Raw genomic sequence first — 1,200 nt, forward strand, 5'->3', positions numbered from 1 at the left:
TTCTTAACGATATTGATGGGTGTATCAGGTACGTCAATTCTCTTCCACAGAATGTGCAGAACGATAAAGGCGTGATGATGGCAAAGGGGCGGGCTTTACAGGCGAGAGGTCACCTCACTGAAGCTTTACCACTGTTTCAACATCTTTATGAGAATTATTCATCATCCCCCCATGATGAAAAAATCAATGGACTGGCTCTGGGCAGACACCTTCAGATCATGGGGGGCGCAGACAACCTGATAACGGCTCTGGATATTTATATCCATCTGCGCACTCAGGCGGCTAATGGGCAGATGAACACCCCGTGTGATGATAAGGATATCGAGCTGACACTGGGTAGACACCTCCAGGCCATGGGGGGCGCGAGTAACCTGAGAACAGCCCTGGACATATTTACCCAGCTACGTACCCGGACAGCCGGAGGGCAGGAGGATACTCCCTGTGATGATAAAGATATTGAGTTAACACTGGGCCGGCATCTCCAGCTCATGGGGGGAACGAATAACCTGAGAGCGGCCCTGGAGATATTTATCCGGCTGCGCACCCAGGCAGCCAGAGGGCTGGCAAACACTCCCTGTCATGACAAAGAGATCGAACTGGCCCTGGGCAGGCACCTGCAGGTTATGGGGAGCGCAGACAACCTGAAAGCAGCTCTGGACATATTTACCCGGCTGCGCAGGCGGGCAGCCGGGGGGCAGACGGACACCCCCTGTGATGACAAGGAGATAGAGTTAACACTGGGCAGGCATTACCAGCTCGTGGGTGGTACAGACAATATGAGAGCAGCTCTGGCCATCTTTACCCGGCTATATAAGCGGCCTTCCTGTGAGGACAAGGAGATTGAGTTAACACTGGGCAGACACCTCCAGATCATGGGTGGCACAGACAATCTTAAAGCAGCTCTGGACATCTTTACCCGGATGCGCAGACGTGCAGCTGGGGGGCAGGCAAACACTCCCTGTGATGACAAGAATATCGAGTTAACACTGGGCAGACATCTTCAGATCATGGGAGGCACGGATAATCTGAAAGCAGCCCTGGAGATCTTTACCCGACAGCGCATAGCGGCTGGGGGGCAGGTGGACTCCCCTTGTGATGACAAGGATATCGAGTTAACACTGGGCAAACTACTCCGAGCCATGGGGGACACAGACAGCCTGAGAATGGCCTTGGACATCTTTACCCGGCTGCGCACTCAGG

1 protein-coding gene is annotated in these 1,200 nt (G+C 53.8%); it reads left to right on the top strand.

The window, feature by feature from the left end; translation table 11 throughout:
• Positions 1–53: 53 nt before the first annotated feature.
• Positions 54–1,200 (top strand): hypothetical protein (locus E1189_RS02870; protein WP_196221114.1); only part of this gene is annotated, 1,147 nt, incomplete at its 3' end.

It is taken from the genome of Parendozoicomonas verongulae, assembly GCF_009711465.1.
GTDB lineage: Bacteria > Pseudomonadota > Gammaproteobacteria > Pseudomonadales > Endozoicomonadaceae > Sansalvadorimonas > Sansalvadorimonas verongulae.